The following is a 13,716-nucleotide window of genomic DNA, read 5'->3' as shown; positions in this document are numbered from 1 at the left end:
GTGCGGGGCGGGGTGGCGGGGGTTGCCCATGACGCCGATCCACCGGACGGGCTGGGTCAGGACATCCCGCAGGACCGGCCCCAGCTCGGGGCGGTGGTGGTCGGTGACGACGACGTCGGCCGAGCCGTCCAGGGGCGGGAGGTCGGTCGCGCCGTCGCGGTCCTTGTCGGGGTCGATGAGGAACGTCCGGTAGCCGAGGTCGGCGCCGTACCGCAGGAGGTGCGCGGCGACCGGCGTGGCGAAGACGGCGACCAGGGTACGGTCCTCGGCCCCGGGCCGGGCATCGCCGTGCGCGACGGCGCAGGAGGAGTCGTGCTCGTGCGGGGTACCCATACGGCGAGTCTGCCCCGTATGGCGGCCCGCGCCCCCTGATTTTCGCGGAAACCCCGGTTTACCGAACGCGAAACACTTCCGCGGGAACGGGTATGCCTGCACCCTAGAGGGCACATCAGTCCGCGGCGCCGGGAGGGACAGTGATCGCGAGACCGGAGGGCGGCCCCCGCGTGGTGGTGGGGATCGACGACTCCACGGGCGCCCGATGCGCCCTCTCCTGGGCGATCGGTGAGGCCCGGCTCCGGCGGCTTCCCCTCCTGGTCGCGCACGCGGCGCCGCTGCCCCCGCACGTCTCGGCGGCCGGGCAGCTCGGCTGCGGCATCACCGACGCGCTGCGCGGGTCGGGCGCCGAGCTGATCGCCCGGCTCCTGGCGGAGGTGTGCGACGGGCCGCCCGAGGGCGTCGAGATGACGGCCCTGGCGCTGGTCGGCGAGCCGGGCGCGACGCTGGTCCGGCTGGCGGGCGACGACGACATTCTGGTCGTCGGGCACGGCAGCCGGGGCCCGTTCTCGCGGCTGCTGCGGCCGTCCGTCCGGCTGCACTGCGCCCGGCGGGCCCGCGCCACGCTGGTCTGCGTCCGCCCGCCCGCGTTCGACACGCTCCTGGAGTGCCTGACGGCGCGGGACGCCTCCCCCGGCCACGTCCCGGACCGTTCGCGGTTCCGGCGCCTGGGGCGCCGCCTCCGGCTGGCGCGCTGATCGGCAGGGGCCGTCCCAGGCGGGAAACCACGCCCTAAGCTGCGGGCATGCGTAAGTACGTCATCATCGGCGCGCAGGGCAGCGGCAAGGGGACGCAGTCGCTGCTGCTCGCCCGTGACCTGGACCTCGTGCACATCAGCGTCGGCGACATCTTCCGCTGGCACGTCAAGAGCCACACCAAGCTCGGCGCGCAGGTCCGGCGCACCATGTCGGCCGGTGACCTGGTCGGGGACGATCTGGTGGAGGGGGTCGTCCGGGAGCGGCTCGACCAGCACGACTGGAACTACGGGTTCATCATCGACGGGTTCCCGCGCAGCCGGAGGCAGACGGAGTTCTTCCTGGAGAGCTACGACATCGACGGGGTGATCCATCTCGACCTGCCGGACGAGGAGGTGCGGCGGCGCGTGCTGGCCCGCAGGCTCTGCTCCAAGTGCGGCATGGACTACAACCTCATCGCCGACCGCCCGACGCAGGAGGGCCGCTGCGACGTGTGCGGGGGCGAGCTGGTGGCCCGGGAGGACGACACCGAGGACGCGATCGCCGAGCGGCTGCGCAACTACCGCGCGAAGACCGACCCGATCCTGGAGCTGTTCGGCCGCAAGGAGTACGTGGTGACCGTGGACGCGCGGCCGGACATCGAGACCGTCCAGCGGACGATCCGCGAAGAGCTCGGGCTGCCGATGCCGAGATGACGCCGCCCGGGATGACGCCGCCCATGGTGGAATCGCCTGTGGTGGAATCGCCCGTGCTGGAGCTGGAGGACGACCGCGCCGCGCGGCGGGGCCTGCGGCTCTTCCTGAAGCGGGACGACCTCGTCCACCCGGAGCTGCCGGGCAACAAGTGGCGCAAGCTCAAGCACAACATCGCCCCGGCCCGCGAGCACGGGACGCTGCTGACCTTCGGCGGGGCGTACTCCAACCACATCAGGGCGACGGCGGCGGCCGGCCGGGCCTTCGGGTTCGCGACGATCGGGATCATCCGGGGCGAGGAGCACCGGCCGCTGAACGCGTCGCTGTCCTACGCCGAGCGGATGGGCATGCGGCTGGGCTACCTGGACCGCGCGTCCTACCGGCGCAAGCACGAGCCGGAGGTCGTCGCGGCGCTGCGCGAGCGCTGGGGCGACTTCTACCTGCTGCCCGAGGGCGGCAGCAACGCGCCGGCGCTCCGGGGGTGCGCGGAGCTGGGCGCCGAGGTGCCCGGCTTCGACGTCGTCTGCTGCCCGTGCGGGACGGGCGGCACCCTCGCGGGCCTGGCGGCCGGCCTGGGGCCGGGCCAGCGGGCGCTCGGGTTCTCGGTGCTCAAGGGCGGCTTCCTGGGCGCGGAGGTCGAGCGGCTCCAGCGCGAGGCGTACGGCGGGCGGCGCGGGGACTGGGGCGTCGAGCACGGCTTCCACTTCGGCGGCTACGCGAGGCGGACGGACGAACTGGACGCCTTCATCGACGACTTCGCCCGGCGGCACGGGATCGTCCTGGAGCGGATCTACGTGGCGAAGATGATGTTCGGGATCCTCTCCCTGGCCGAGCGCGGGGCCTTCGCGGAGGGCACGCGGGTCCTGGCCGTCATCACCGGCTGACGGCGATACCGGCTGACGGCGATGAGACCGTTGCGTGACGGAACCCGCCTCTCTACGGTGACCGCATGACCACCGATTCGCCCCGTTTCGCCGACTGTCCCGTCATCGAGGTCGACGTCCTCATCGACGCGCCCCGGGCGCGCGTGTGGGATCTGGTGTCCGACCTCGACCTCCCCGCCCGGTTCAGCGAGGAGTTCAAGGGCGCCCGCTGGGCCGACGGCGTCACGGCCCCGGCGCCGGGCTGCCAGTTCTACGGCAGCAACGAGAATCCGCTGGTCGGCACGTGGACGAGCAAGTGCACGGTGGTCGAGTACGAGCCCGAACGCGTCTTCGCCTACACCGTCGCGGACCTGGACGGGATCGAGCCCTCGTCCGCCTGGCGGTACACCCTGGACGACGAGGACGGCCGCACCCGCCTCCGGCAGTCGATGCGGATCGGCCCCGGACGCTCCTACCTCAGCGTGTTCATCGAGTCGGCCCCGGACCAGGAGACCGAGATCGTCGCCTACCGCATGAAGGACCTGAAAAGGAACATGCGGACGACCCTCACCGGCGTGAAGGAGCTGGCCGAGGCGGCGCCCTCCCGCTGAAGGGTCACGCCATCGCGCCCTCGAAGGCGCGGGGGTCGGCGTAGTCGCGGGACTCGACGATGCGCCCGTTCCGCACCCGCAGGACGAAGATGTTGGGGACGACGAACGCGCGCCCGGTCTCGGTGTTGCGGCCCGCGTACTCGAACTCCGCGACGATCACCTCAGGGTCGGCGGTCTGGTGGACGACGACGTTGCGGGCCTGCATCTCCACGGGGAGGGTCCCTAGGCGGGCGAAGTGCTCGCGCAGCGCCTCGCGTCCCTCCAGGCGCGAGGCGGGCGCCGCGAACGGGTGGACGACCACCGCGTCCTCGGAGTACAGCCGCGGCAGCCCCTCGGGCCGCCGCGCGGTCACCCCGTCGATGAGCCGCAGGAAGACGGCGCGGGGGCTGGCGAACTCGGACATGCTCTCTCTCCCATTTCTGTTCCGTAAGCGAAAATACGGAGTCCGGGCGTCAGGCCGCCAGCGCGGCGGGCAGGTCGTCCTCGTGCAGGACGGTCAGCGAGGTGACGGCGCGGGTCAGCACGACGTACAGGCGGGCCAGCCCGCGCTCCTCGGCGGCGGCGATCGCGGCGGGCTCCGCGACGATCACGTGGTCGTACTCCAGGCCCTTGGCGAGCGTCGCCGGGATGACGAGCAGGCGGCCGGTGCCGTCCGACTCGGGCCCGAGCACGGCGTGGGCGATCCCGGCCTCCTCCAGCGCCGCCACGTGCGCCGCCGCGGCGGCGTCCGGGACGATCAGCCCGACCGAGCCGGGCCGGTCCAGGGCCGCGCGGACGGCCGTGACGGTGGCCGGGAGCAGGCCGGGGACGCGGCGCACGTCCAGGGCGCCCGCCCCGGGGCGCAGCGAGCGGGGCCGCTCCAGCTCGGGCGCGATGTGCGGGAGCAGCCGGGCAGCGTAGTCCAGGACGGTCCCGGGGACGCGGAAGCCCAGGGTCAGCTCGGTGACCTCCCCGTCCTGCCCGAGGTGCGCCAGGACCTCCTTCCAGGACCGGGCCGACCAGGCGGTCGTCCCCTGCGCGAGGTCGCCGAGGACGGTCGCCGAGCCCGTCCCGCAGCGGCGGCCGAGCGCCCGCAGCTGCATCGCCGACAGGTCCTGCGCCTCGTCCACGATGAGGTGGCCGAGCGACGGGGTCCGCTCGATCAGGTCGTTCAGCTCGTCGAGGAGGGCGCGGTCGGCGGCGGTCCACTTGGCGGAGCGGTGCGACCGGGCGGGCCTGGGCCACAGGATCGCCGCCTGCTCCCGCTCGTCCAGGACGCCCTTGGAGGCGCTGCGCAGGAAGTCCGCGTCCGACAGCAGCCGGTAGAGGACCTGCTCGGGGGTGAGCTTGGGCCACACCTGCTCGACGATCTGCTTGACGGGCTTGCTGCGCGCCACCTGGTCCTGGACGCGGTCGTCGGGCGCCTCGCCGCGCCGCTCCATCAGCACCAGGATCCGGTGGGCGAGCCGCTGCGCGAACGCGGCGCGTCCGGCGCCGTACCGGGTGGTGCCGCGCAGGCCCGCGGCGATCTCCCGCACCTCGTGGTCGGCGAGGCGGTGGCGGGCGATGCCGCGGGTGACGACCAGGCCCTCCTCGGGCTTGCGGACGTGCAGCCACAGGGCCTTGCGCAGGACGTCCGCCATCCGCGCGTCGCCCTTGGCGGCCGAGACCGCGGCGGGCTCCTCGCCCGTGGGGGCGCCGAGCAGGTCGCCGATCGTGGCCTGCTCGACCCTGACCTCGCCGAGCGCGGGCAGGACGGCCGAGATGTAGGCGAGGAACGCGCGGTTGGGGCCGACGATGAGCACGCCCGAGCGCGACAGCCGGTCCCGGTGGGTGAACAGCAGGTAGGCGGCGCGGTGCAGCCCCACGGCCGTCTTGCCGGTGCCGGGCGCGCCCTGCACGCACACCGTCCGGGGCAGGTCGGCGCGGACGATCACGTCCTGCTCGGGCTGGATCGTGGCGACGATGTCGCGCATCGGCCCGGTGCGCGGCCGCTCGATCTCCTCGGTCAGGATCCGCGAGGCCGGGTGGGACGTCCCCGGGCCGGACGGCCCGGCGTCCAGGGGCTCGTCCTCGAAGGCGGTCAGCTCGCCGCCCTGGAACCCGAACCGGCGCCGCAGCCGCCAGCCCATGGGGTCGGCCGGGCCCGCCTGGTAGAACGCCCGTGACACCGGGGCGCGCCAGTCCAGGACGAGCGGGCGGCCCTCGTCGCCGTCGTGGACGTGCCGCCGTCCCACGTACATGACCTCGGGCAGGCCGGGCTCGGCCGCGTCGCCGAGGTCCATCCGCCCGAAGAACAGGGGCGTGTCGGGGTGGTCGGCGAGCGCGGCGACCCGCTGGTCCAGCAGCGACTCCAGGAACTGCTTCGACACCCAGTCGGCCGCGACGTCGGCGGACAGTCCCGCGGCGTGCTCGCGCATCCGGCGCAGCGCGGCGCGGGACTCGGCCAGGTGGGCGCGCTCGGCGGCGAGGGTCGACGGTTCGGCGGGCATGCGCGCAGACCTCCTGAGGCGAGGGGGTGTGGGTGCGGGGGGAAACCCACTACCTTACCGATCCGGGACGGCTCGCGCACGGCCATTTTCCGCACCGGCAAGATCACCCCGGGCAAGCGCGCTCAGGGGAGTCGGGGTAGCGCCCGCTCGTACAGCCAGGCCGAGAAGAACCCGTCAAGCCGGGCGCCCGCGTTGCGCGCGGCGAGCGCGGTGAAGTCCCCGGTGGTGACCGTGCCGTAGCGGTGGGCGGCGGTCCAGTCGCGCAGCGTCCGGAAGAACACGTCGTCGCCGACCGTGGCGCGCAGCGCGTGGAGGGTGAGCGCCCCGCGCTTGTAGACGCGGTCGTCGAAGATCCGCCGGGGTCCGGGGTCGGCGAGGACGAGGTCCTGCGGCTGCGCGGACAGCCGGGCGTGCCAGCGCCTGGCGTGCCCGGCCGCGGGCTCGCCGCCCGACACCTCCGACCAGAGCCATTCGGCGTGGCTGGCGAACCCCTCGTGCAGCCAGATGTCGCTCCAGCGGGCGAGGGTCAGGCTGTTGCCGAACCACTGGTGGGCCAGCTCGTGGGCGACGAGCCGCTCGGCGCCGCGCCGCCCGTCCAGATGGTTGGTCCCGAAGATCGACATGCCCTGGGCCTCGACGGGGATCTCCAGGTCGTCGTCGGTGACCACGACGGTGTAGGCGTCGAAGGGGTAGTGGCCGAACAGCATGGTGAACGCGGCGACCATCTCGCCCTGGCGGCCGAGGTCGTGCCGGACGCGCGCCTCGGCGGCGGGCGGGCAGTACACGTGCTGGGGGACGGGCCCGTCCAGTTCGAGGAACTGGTACCGGCCGATCTGCACGCTGGCCAGGTAGGTCGCCATCGGCTCGTCCTGCTCGTACACCCACGTGGTGTTCGCGCCGACGCGCCGCCTGCCCATGAGCCGCCCGTTCGCGACGACCTCGTAGGCCGAGGCGGTGGTCACGGCGACGCGGTAGCGGGCCTTGTCGTCCGGGCGGTCGTTGCAGGGGAACCAGGACGGCGCGCCGGTCGGCTGCCCGGCCACGATCGAGCCGTCGGTCAGCTGCTCCCAGCCGAGCCCGCCCCAGTGGCTGGACACCGGGGACGGGTTGCCGGTGTAGCGGATCTCGACCGCGAACGCGGCGCCCTCGGCGACCGGCCGCGCCGGGACGACGTGGAGCTTGCCGCGGCGGTGCCGGAACCGCGCGGGGCTCCCGTCCACCAGGACCTTGCCGACGCGGAACGCGCCGAGGTCGAGGACGAACCGGTCGAGCGGGGCGGTGGCCCGCGCCGACAGCCGCGCGGTGCCGCTGAGCCGGTTGGGGCCGACCCGGTACTCCAGTTCCAGGTCGTAGCGGGCGACCCGGTAGCCGTCGTTGCCGTGGTCGGGGAAATAGGGGGTCTCCTCGCGGCCGGCGAGCGTTCTCATGCCGTGTTCACGGACGGTCGGGTCCTCCGGGTCACTCGGTCGTGTCGGGGGCCCACGCCGCGATCGGGTTGCCGAGCCATCGCGTGCGCGCGGGCAACTGCTCGCCGCGCATGACGAGGGACGCGGGTCCGACCGTGGTCTCCGCCCCGACCGAGGCCGCGGGCAGGACCACCCCGTTGGAGCCTAGCGTCGCGCCGCGCTCCAGGACGACCGTGTCGACCCGCATGATCCGGTCGTGGAACAGGTGGGTCTGCAGGACGCAGCCGTGGTTGACGCAGGCGCCGTCGCCGAGCCGGACGAGGTCGGCCTCGGGGAGCCAGTAGGTGGCGCACCAGACGCCGCGTCCGATGCGGGCGCCGAGGGTGCGCAGCCACAGGTTCAGCGGGGCGGTGCCCAGCCACGGCTCGGCGAACCAGGGCGCGGCGAGGACCTCGACGAAGTTGTCGGCCAGCTCGTTGCGCCAGACGAACGAGCTCCACAGCTCCCGCTCCCCGGCGGTGATGCGGCCGACGAGAGCCCACTTGGCGGCGGTGGCGACGGCGGCGGCGAGGACCCCGGCCGCGGCCAGGACGAGCCCCGACAGCAGCGCCGCGGCGGCGAACCCGTACGCGGCGGCGAGCCGTTCGAGGGCGGCGGCCACCAGGACGGCGACGGCCACGGTGCCCATCGCGGGGACGATCCGGCACGCCTCGACGGCCGCGCGCGCCGCCTTGAGGCGGCGGGGCGGCCGGTAGGTGCGGGACTGGTCGCCGGTGTCGGCGGTGCGGCGCGCCCGGACGGGCGGCATGCCGAGGTAGGACGCGCCGGCCTTGGCCTTCTTGGGTGCGGCGGACAGCACGCCGATCAGGCCGCCCTTGGGGACCTTGCGGCCCGGCCCGGTCATCCCGGAGTTGCCGAGGAAGGCGCGCTTGCCGATGCGGGCCCGCGCGACCCGCATCCGGCCGCCGCCCAGCTCGTAGGGCGCGACCATCGTGTCGTCGGCCAGGAACGCCCCGTCCGCGACGGAGGTCATGGCGGGCAGCGCGAGGACGGTCGAGACCTCCACGTCCCGCCCGACCCTCATGCCGAGGGCGCGCAGCCACGCGGGGGTGAGGACGCTCGCGTACAGCGGGAACAGCCAGACCCGCGCCATGCCCATCAGCCGGCTCGACGCCCACGCCTGCCACGCCTGGCGGCTGTGCACGGGGTGCTCGCCCTCGCGCAGGCCGAGGCCGAGGAGCCGCACGCAGGCCAGGGTCGCCGCGGCGAACGCCGCCATGCCCGCCAGGGTGGCGAGGGGGACGGCGAGGAGCGCGGCGGCCAGCGCGTCCCCGGCCGACGAGGTCCCGCGGACGAAGGCGCCGAGGACGGCCAGGCCGGGCAGCGCCGCGAGCAGCGGCAGCAGGCCGAGCAGGACCGCGGACGTGCCGTAGGCGAGCGTCCAGCGGCGCAGCCGGGGCGGGCGGACGGTGTCGGCGGGGCGCCTGGCCTTGCCCTTGCGGACGGCGGGGGCGCCGGCCCAGCGCTGCCCGGCCGGGACCCGCCCGGTGACGGCGGCACCGGCCGCGACCTGGGCGTTCTTGCCGACGCGGGCGCCGGGGAACAGCACGGCCCGCGCGCCGACGACCGCGCCGGCGCCGACGCGGACCTCGCCGACGCGCAGCACGTCGCCGTCGAGCCAGTACCCGCTCAGGTCGACCTCGGGTTCGATGGCGGCCTCGCGGCCGAGCCGGAGCATCCCGGTGACCGGGGGCGGGGAGTGCAGGTCGACGTCCGGGCCGATCTGCGCGCCGAGCGCGCGTGCGTAGAGGGTGAACCAGGGCGCCGCCGACAGCCCGGCCGCGCCCAGCCGGACGGCGAGCTGCTCGGCCGCCCACAGCCGCAGGTGGACGGCGCCGCCGCGCGGGTAGGCGCCGGGCGTGAGGCCGCGCAGCAGGAGCCGCGCCCCGGTGGCGGCCAGGACCATCCGGGCGGGCGGCAGGACGAACAGCAGCGCGCCCGCCAGGACCGCCCACCACGAGACCCTCGGCGCCCACGCGAAGGGCGCGAGGTTGTTGAACGCGGCGAGCCCGGTGACCCAGCGCATCGCGCCGAGCGTCAGCAGGGGGATCATGAGCAGCGCCTGGGCGAGCGCCGCCCGCCTCGGCACGGGCCGCACCGGGCGGCGCGCGTCGGCCGCGCCCGGGGCGTCCTGCGGCTCGCGGTCGCCGAGGTGCCGGGCCAGGCCGCGCAGGGTCGGGTGCTCGTAGAGGTCGCCGACGGCCATGGACGGGTGGTGCGGGCGCAGCACGGAGATCAGGCGGGCGGCCCCGAGGCTGTTCCCGCCGAGCGCGAAGAAGTCGGCGCCGGGCCCGCTCGGCGCCTCCCCCAGGATCTCGGCCCACTGGGCCGCGAGCCATTGCTCGGCGCCGGTCAGGGGGTCGGCGTCCCCGCCTGCGTCGCCGCTCGCGGTGGGCAGCGGCCACGGGAGCGCGTCGCGGTCGACCTTGCCGGACGTGCGCGTGGGCAGCGTCTCCACGCAGGCGAGCCGGGGCACCAGCGAGGCGGGCAGCACCTCGCGCAACAGGTCCCGCGCGGCGTCCTGGTCGAACGGCCCGTCCGTCACCAGGTAGCCGACGAGGAGCCGGTGACCGGTGGGGGTGGCGCGGACGGCCGCGGCCGCGCCGGTCACGCCGGGCAGCGCCTGGAGCGCCGCGTCGACCTCACCCAGCTCGATGCGCCGCCCGCCGAGCTTGACCTGCTCGTCGGCCCGTCCGACGAAGACCAGGCCGGCGGCCTCGGCCTTGACCAGGTCGCCGCTGCGGTAGGCGCGGTCCCAGCCGAGGGAGGGCAGCGGCGCGTACTTCTCGGCGTCCTTGTCCGGGTCGAGGTAGCGGGCGAGGCCGACGCCGCCGATGACCAGCTCGCCCGTCCCGCCGGGCGCGACGGGCTCCCCGGCGGCGTCGACGACGGCGAGGTCCCAGCCGTCCAGCGGAAGCCCGATCCGGACCGGGCCCTCGCCGTCCAGCGGGGCGGCGCAGGCCACGACGGTCGCCTCGGTGGGGCCGTAGGTGTTCCAGACCTGGCGGCCCGGGACGGCGAGCCGCGCGGCCAACTCCGGCGGGCACGCCTCGCCGCCGAAGATCAGCAGCCGGATGCCGTCGAGGGTCTCGGCGGGCCACAGCGCGGCGAGCGTCGGCACCGTCGACACGACCGTGATGCGCTGCGCGGCGAGCCAGGGCCCGAGGTCCATGCCCGTCCGGACGAGGGAGCGGGGCGCGGGCACCAGGCAGGCGCCGTGCCGCCACGCCAGCCACATCTCCTCGCACGAGGCGTCGAACGCCACCGACAGGCCGGCCAGGACGCGGTCGGAGGGATCGGCGGGGAACAGCCGGGCCTCGGCGTCCACGAACGCGGCGGCGGCGCGGTGGGAGACGGCCACGCCCTTGGGCCTGCCGGTGGAGCCGGAGGTGAAGATGATCCAGGCGTCGTCGTCCGGTTCCGGCCGCCCGGCGCGGCCCGCGGGGACGCCGCGCGGCTCGACGGCGCGCCCCTCCCCGATCACCGCGCACACCCCCGCCTCGCCGAACACCAGGCCGGCGCGCTCGTCGGGGTCGTCGGCGTCGACGGGGACGTAGGCGGCGCCCGCCGTCAGGACGGCGAGGACCGCCACGTACAGGTCGGCGGTGCCGGACGGGACGCGGACGCCGACCCGGTCGCCGCGCCCGACGCCGATCCGCTCCAGGTCCTTGGCCAGCTCCGCGACCTCGGCGCGCAGGCCGTCGTAGTCGAGGCGGGACGCGCCGTCGTCCAGCGCGGGCGCGTAGGGGTGCCGCAGCGCCGTCTCGTCGAGGATGTCCAGCAGGGTGCGCGCGGGCGGCGCGCTGCGCGGCGATCGGAAGACCGCACGCTCGGCGTCGGCCAGAAGTGGACGCAATTCTTCTCCGGTGTCCGGGCGAATCGGCGGCCTCTTCCGTCAGGGCACCGTCATGTCGCCCCGTACCACCGGAGCCGGTGCGCCTTCGCCGCCTGGCGGCGCGCCGCGCGCGCCACCTGGGATCTCGTCGATCCCGCGGCTGCGCGCCGGGCCCGGGACCTGGTGGGCCGCGGGGGCGCGAGTGCCGCTAAGCGGGACACTTTACTCGACGCGGATGAACTCCCCGGTGGCGAGGACCGTGGCCCTCGTCACCGGGGCGGCCGGGGCTCAGGCGCGCCGGGAGGCGGGGGCGGGGTCAGCGGTGCCGCGCCACCTCGTAGGCGGCGCAGCCGATCAGCTCCAGCGACACCTGGAGCCGCTTGAGGCTCACGTTGCCGTCGACGGTGTCCTCGGGGGTGTGGTAGACGGGCTCCAGCTGGCTGGGGGCCTCGCCGCCGCGCCAGCTGAAGTTGCCCGCGGCGATGCCGCGCTCGAAGAACGCCTCGTGGTCGCTGGATCCGCGGGCGACCGGGCCCTTGGTCTGGCCGGTGTAGCCGAGCCGCTCGGCGGCGGCGGCGATGGCGGTCGTGGTGGTGTTCTCCTTGCCGTCGACCGACAGGAGCCAGTAGGTGCCCGCGGGCGGGTGGCTGGTGGCGACCATGTCGTTCTGGAAGCAGCCGGTGATGCGGGCGGCGGCCGCGTCGTCGAGTTGCTTGACGTAGTGCCGCGCGCCGACCAGGCCGAGCTCCTCGGCGCCCCAGAAGCAGAACCGCAGGTCCTGCTGGGTGGGCAGGCGGCGCAGCGCGCGGGCGAGCTCCAGGCATAGGACGGTGCCGCTGCCGTCGTCGTTGCCGCCGGGAGAGCCGGGGACGCTGTCGTAGTGGCCGCTGACGATGACGGCCTTGCCGCCCGGGTTGGGCAGCGTGGCGCGCCGCTCGGAGAGCACGTTGTAGGAGGTCAGGCCCTTGTGCGCGGTGACCTCCAGGGACAGGCGGCGCGCGCCCGCGCGGATCCGCTCGCCGTGGTACTCCGCGACGCCGAGCACGGGGACCGGCACGGCCTCGGCCAGCACCGGGAAGAAGGAGGCGGCCTTGCGCTCGGGGTAGGTGGGGCTCCGCACGTTGGAGATCAGGACGGCGCGGGCGCCCTTCGCCACGGCGGCCTTCGCCTGGTCCAGCTCCTTCCCGGCCACGCGCGTGAACAGCGCGATCCTGCCGGACAGGTCGGCGGTGACCTCGGTGGCCGGGCCGAGGTCGACCACCTCGCCCCTGGCGCGGCCAAGGGCGCCGTTCGCGGCGGCGGCGCTCTGCCAGTCCTCGCGGCCGGCCCGCAGCTCGGCGAGGTTCTTGTCGGGGACGGTGAAGGGCTGGAGCTCGACCTTGTAGCCGAGGTCGCGCAGCGTCCTGGCGATGTAGTGGGCGGACCGGTGCTCCTGGCGCGTTCCCGCGACGCGCCATCCGATGTCGTCGCTGAGCACCCGCAGGTGCCGGAGCGCGCGCCGGGCGTCGACGCGGGCGACGACGGCCTTGTCGCCGGTGCTGAGGGAGGGGCCGCGCAGGGCTCCGGGACGCTGCCGGGCCGCCGCGGCGGCCGTCCCGGGGAGCAGCCCCACGCCGGCGAAGCCCGCGAAGGCGGCGGCTCCGGCCAGCAGGTCGCGGCGGCGGAGGTCATGAGTCTTTTGGATCTTGTGGATCTCGGACATGGCGTCTCCTCGGGGGTCTCGACAGGGGGCGCCTGCTGGCCGCGAACCTACGTAAACCCGGCATCTAGGACAAGATCATCGGTGTGCTCTGCAACCCAACCGTGATGCGCGCGTCGCTGCTTGCCGCGCGGGGTGCGGATGTGTGACCTTGATCGCATGTTGACGTTGGACGGACGGTCCGCCCTGGTCACGGGCGCCTCGTCCGGGATCGGCGCGGCCGTCGCCGAGGCGCTGGCCGCCGCCGGGGCGCGGGTGGGCCTGGTGGCGCGGCGCGCGGACCGGCTGGAGCGCGTCCTGGAGCGGTGCCGCGCGCACTCCCCCGGCTCGGCGATGTGGGCGGCCGACCTGGCCGACCTCGGCGCGCTCCCCGCCCTCGCGGCGGCCGCCGAGGACGCGCTGGGCGGCGTGGACGTGCTGGTCAACAACGCCGGGATGCCGAAGCGGCGCCGCGTCCAGGACCTGTCCGCGGCCGAGGCCGGGGACGTGATGGGGCTGAACTACCTGTCCCCCGTGCGGCTCACGCTGGCGCTGCTGCCCGGGATGCTCGCGCGCGGGCGGGGGCACCTGGTGGCCGTCGGCTCGGTGGCGGCGCGGCTCGGCCCGCCGCACGAGGCCGCCTACGCCGCGTCCAAGGCGGCGCTCACCGCGTTCTGGGAGAGCATGGCGGTCGACCTGGACGGGACGGGCGTGCACGTCCACGTGGTGCAGCCCGCCATCATCGACACCGGGCTGTTCTCGCTGCCGGGCAACGACCCGCCGCTCAGCGACCTGTCCGACGCGCTGCCGCCCGGCGAGGTGGCCGAGGCCGTCCTGGAGCTGATCGGGAACGGCCGGTTCGAGCGGTACGTGCCCGCCTGGTTCTCCGAGATGGCGTCGGGCAAGGCCGCCGACGTGGAGACCTTCGTCGCGGGCGTCAGGGAGTGGACCCGCGAGCGGGTGAGGGCCCGCGACGCCGGGGCCGCCGACGAACGCGCCGCGCCACCCGGCTGAGCCGCGCCACCCGGCTGAGCGGCCCGGCCGGGCGTTGCCCGGCCGTTCGCGCGTCAGT

Annotated in this window: 11 protein-coding genes; 5 read left to right on the top strand and 6 right to left on the bottom strand. The window is 75.3% G+C overall.

The genetic code is table 11. From position 1 onward, the window contains the following. Positions 1-333 (bottom strand): XdhC family protein (locus E1298_RS18940; protein ID WP_165975542.1); only part of this gene is annotated, 333 nt, incomplete at its 3' end. Positions 334-473: 140 nt separating this feature from the next. Between E1298_RS18940 and E1298_RS51205 the strand changes: the two genes are divergently transcribed. From E1298_RS51205 to E1298_RS18920, 4 genes are all read left to right on the top strand, one after another. After that, positions 474-1,031, top strand: a complete 558-nt coding sequence (locus E1298_RS51205; protein ID WP_131895025.1) for a universal stress protein — start codon at positions 474-476, stop codon at positions 1,029-1,031. A 47-nt stretch (positions 1,032-1,078) separates the two neighbouring features. Next, positions 1,079-1,723 carry an adenylate kinase family protein gene (locus E1298_RS18930; protein WP_131895023.1) on the top strand — a complete coding sequence of 215 codons (645 nt, stop codon included), beginning with the start codon at positions 1,079-1,081 and terminating at the stop codon, positions 1,721-1,723. Positions 1,724-1,746: 23 nt separating this feature from the next. Beyond that, positions 1,747-2,604: a 1-aminocyclopropane-1-carboxylate deaminase/D-cysteine desulfhydrase gene (locus tag E1298_RS18925; protein WP_207944719.1), complete on the top strand. Its 858-nt coding sequence runs from the start codon at positions 1,747-1,749 to the stop codon at positions 2,602-2,604. Between the two features lie 65 nt (positions 2,605-2,669). Beyond that, positions 2,670-3,194 carry an SRPBCC family protein gene (locus E1298_RS18920; protein ID WP_131895021.1) on the top strand — a complete coding sequence of 175 codons (525 nt, stop codon included), beginning with the start codon at positions 2,670-2,672 and terminating at the stop codon, positions 3,192-3,194. Between the two features lie 4 nt (positions 3,195-3,198). Here E1298_RS18920 and E1298_RS18915 read toward each other — a convergent pair whose 3' ends face one another. The 5 genes from E1298_RS18915 to E1298_RS18895 all read right to left on the bottom strand — a co-directional run bounded on the left by E1298_RS18915 (position 3,199) and on the right by E1298_RS18895 (position 12,668). Next, on the bottom strand, positions 3,199-3,597 hold the full coding sequence (locus E1298_RS18915) for a nuclear transport factor 2 family protein (protein ID WP_131895019.1): 399 nt from the start codon (positions 3,595-3,597) through the stop codon (positions 3,199-3,201). 49 nt (positions 3,598-3,646) lie between these two features. Further along, entirely contained in the window at positions 3,647-5,665 is a 2,019-nt protein-coding gene (locus tag E1298_RS18910; RefSeq protein ID WP_131895017.1) for a HelD family protein, read from the bottom strand. A 122-nt stretch (positions 5,666-5,787) separates the two neighbouring features. Next, positions 5,788-7,092, bottom strand: a complete 1,305-nt coding sequence (locus E1298_RS18905; protein ID WP_131895016.1) for a M1 family metallopeptidase — start codon at positions 7,090-7,092, stop codon at positions 5,788-5,790. Positions 7,093-7,123: 31 nt separating this feature from the next. Then, on the bottom strand, positions 7,124-10,987 hold the full coding sequence (locus tag E1298_RS18900) for a Pls/PosA family non-ribosomal peptide synthetase (RefSeq protein WP_207944718.1): 3,864 nt from the start codon (positions 10,985-10,987) through the stop codon (positions 7,124-7,126). 295 nt (positions 10,988-11,282) lie between these two features. After that, positions 11,283-12,668: a M20/M25/M40 family metallo-hydrolase gene (locus E1298_RS18895; protein ID WP_131895012.1), complete on the bottom strand. Its 1,386-nt coding sequence runs from the start codon at positions 12,666-12,668 to the stop codon at positions 11,283-11,285. A 156-nt stretch (positions 12,669-12,824) separates the two neighbouring features. Between E1298_RS18895 and E1298_RS18890 the strand changes: the two genes are divergently transcribed. Further along, positions 12,825-13,658 carry an SDR family NAD(P)-dependent oxidoreductase gene (locus E1298_RS18890; protein ID WP_207944717.1) on the top strand — a complete coding sequence of 278 codons (834 nt, stop codon included), beginning with the start codon at positions 12,825-12,827 and terminating at the stop codon, positions 13,656-13,658. Positions 13,659-13,716 lie beyond the last annotated feature (58 nt).

Origin of the sequence: Actinomadura rubrisoli, assembly GCF_004349215.1 — a bacterium.
GTDB lineage: Bacteria > Actinomycetota > Actinomycetes > Streptosporangiales > Streptosporangiaceae > Spirillospora > Spirillospora rubrisoli.
Note: the sequence above shows the minus strand (reverse complement) of the source record. Positions and strands in the feature narration are given on the sequence as shown.

Coding starts and splice junctions, on each gene's coding strand:
- E1298_RS18930 (WP_131895023.1), top strand. CDS start 1,079: ATGCGTAAGTACGTCATCATCGGCGCGCAGGGCAGCGGCAAGGGGACG.
- E1298_RS18925 (WP_207944719.1), top strand. CDS start 1,747: ATGGTGGAATCGCCTGTGGTGGAATCGCCCGTGCTGGAGCTGGAGGAC.
- E1298_RS18920 (WP_131895021.1), top strand. CDS start 2,670: ATGACCACCGATTCGCCCCGTTTCGCCGACTGTCCCGTCATCGAGGTC.
- E1298_RS18915 (WP_131895019.1), bottom strand. CDS start 3,597: ATGTCCGAGTTCGCCAGCCCCCGCGCCGTCTTCCTGCGGCTCATCGAC.
- E1298_RS18910 (WP_131895017.1), bottom strand. CDS start 5,665: ATGCCCGCCGAACCGTCGACCCTCGCCGCCGAGCGCGCCCACCTGGCC.
- E1298_RS18905 (WP_131895016.1), bottom strand. CDS start 7,092: ATGAGAACGCTCGCCGGCCGCGAGGAGACCCCCTATTTCCCCGACCAC.
- E1298_RS18895 (WP_131895012.1), bottom strand. CDS start 12,668: ATGTCCGAGATCCACAAGATCCAAAAGACTCATGACCTCCGCCGCCGC.
- E1298_RS18890 (WP_207944717.1), top strand. CDS start 12,825: ATGTTGACGTTGGACGGACGGTCCGCCCTGGTCACGGGCGCCTCGTCC.